This is a genomic window from Agitococcus lubricus (assembly GCF_003051055.1).
In the GTDB taxonomy this organism is placed as follows: domain Bacteria; phylum Pseudomonadota; class Gammaproteobacteria; order Pseudomonadales; family Moraxellaceae; genus Agitococcus; species Agitococcus lubricus.
The window spans coordinates 1-2,292 of the sequence record NZ_QAON01000056.1; the positions used below are offsets into that span (position 1 = coordinate 1).

Here is a 2,292-nt window from a genome sequence, read left to right on the forward strand (position 1 = left end):
CCAACTAAGTTGCCGCTGCCGTCTTCCGCTTGAATTCGTACCGCTAAACCACCGTCTTGATTCGCTAAGGTACCCGCATCATTCGCGTTGTTATTACCCACTTCAGCACTGGTAAACATCACACAGATTTGACTCGCACCCGTCGATGAAACGTTCAGTGTGTCCATGCCACTGCCTAAGTTGATTTGGTCTACGCCATCTGTCGAGAGGTTATACGCCGCAACACTGTCATCCCCTTCATTGCCCATGATAACGTCGTTACCACCACCGCCAATGAAGCTGTCATTCCCTGCACCACCTATCAAAGTATCAGCACCGTCTCCGCCATTAATTGTGTCATTACCGCCGCGACCACTCCATACTTCCGCATCACTGCCCCCCATAATTACATCATTGCCTTCACTCTGTGTTTGTATGGCATAGACAGTAACGCTATTACTAATTTCATTACCCGAAACCAATAAGGCCTGCCCCGTTGGACTTTGAGAAGCAGCAATAAACTTTTGTACTTCTGGCCCTAAATCGTTAGCGGTTTGCGCTTTATAACCCACAAAAGTGGCATTTACAGGGTCAGTGACATCATAAATCATAAAACCACCGATACGCTCTAAACCAACAAAGGCATAGAGACGACCATTGACTTCACCGACAGTGACACCTTCTGGCTCTGGGCCTTTATCATCGGAGCGAGTATCAAAAGAGTTGGCGGCTGTACTTTGATTAGCGTTAAAACTTGTGCCTAATGCACTAGTAATGGCTTCAAATTCTCCACCTGTTTCACGGACTTTGCTAATAGAACCGTCTGCTTCTTGACGGAAAATAGTAATACTGCGACCACCTAAAGTATAAATTTGGTCATAGTCGCCATCGCCATCTGTATCCCCCATATGGGTCAATACGTTCAAACGTCCCAATTTAGCATCGGCTTTTAGCGCAGCCGCATTAGGATAGGCTGTGGCATCTAACACATAACTGGCACTATTTAGACGCACAGAATCCGTAATACTCGTTCCTACTCGTGAGTCACCCTCGTTAGCTGTGACAAAATAGGTGACTCCAGCCACACTAAAGGAAGCAATTGCATCAGGCTGTAATAAACTTTGTACATCGTAATTTTGCAAATTAACGGCGGCTGAACCACTGGTGCCGTCTCTATCACTGGCATCAAAACTATTCCCTAATAAATTACGGTCAACGGTGCCCAGTGGCAAAATAGATAAGGGTCTATCGGCCATTGGATTGGTCAAATCAACCACAGCAACCGCATTCACTTCTTGTAAGGTAACGTAGGCACGTGTCCCATCTGCTGATACAGTAATATATTCTGGTTCAATATCTGCGGCTGCTGATTGGCCATTCAATAAAGCTAAACCTTGTGCCTTCAAGGCAGCTTCGGAACCATTTAAGGCATCAAAGGATATGGTATTCACTACGGCGGCATGAGCTGCACCACTCGACATATCAATAATTGAAATTGAACCCACAGGATTATTCGTCACACTAATCGCTTCGGCTTCGTTGGCCACTAATAATTTTGTACCATCAGGTGTAAAGGTAATTTGGTCTGGTAACACGCCAACACTAATCGTTTTAATTAAGGTGTTAGTAGTGGTGTCAAATAAGGCAACATACCCCCCTGCTCCAGCCGTGATATTTTCATAGGCAACGGCCAATACCCCGTTGTTGATGGCAACGGAGTTAACACCACCCGTCTTATAATCAGGTAGAGTTGTTAAGTTAATTGGAGCGAGATTCGTCAGTGTGCCATCTGCGGCAAGCTGGTGTATGTTGATGGTATTACCATTGACGTTAGAGGCATAAATTTTACCATTTTCAAAGGCAACACTTTCTGCACCTGCACTTGTTCCCTGAATAGAGCCTAAACGTACCAATACCACATCATTAATCGCAACGGGCGTTGTCGTGCTACCCGCTAAGCCACTATTTGCCTCATTAAAAACGGTAATACCACCAATATTTATATTTGCCATGACAATTGACCCCTGAGCGAATGGGAGAACGTGGCGGAATAGCCACTTCAAAATCTCAAGGATGCTAGTGGTGGTTTATGTCTAAAACATGACAAATTCATGATTATTTAGCAACAGAACTGGTAGGACGCCTATTAAGAAAAATAAGGCGACCGAAGTCGCCTTATTTCAAAAAGATTATGATGACCAACTTGCGGCGATGATGGCATCTAACTGACTGTGTTGCTCGGAACTTAACTCGGTTTGACCTAAAGACGGTGGCGCAATACTGGCCATCGCATTCACCAATGCCTGAACATCC

Annotated in this window: 1 protein-coding gene; it reads right to left on the minus strand. The window is 45.1% G+C overall.

All coding sequences use genetic code 11. The features are described 5' to 3' along the window. Positions 1-1,991, minus strand: a 1,991-nt coding sequence (locus tag C8N29_RS16565; RefSeq protein ID WP_204509391.1) for a choice-of-anchor I family protein, incomplete at its 3' end; no start/stop codon positions are given. Positions 1,992-2,292: the final 301 nt, after the last annotated feature.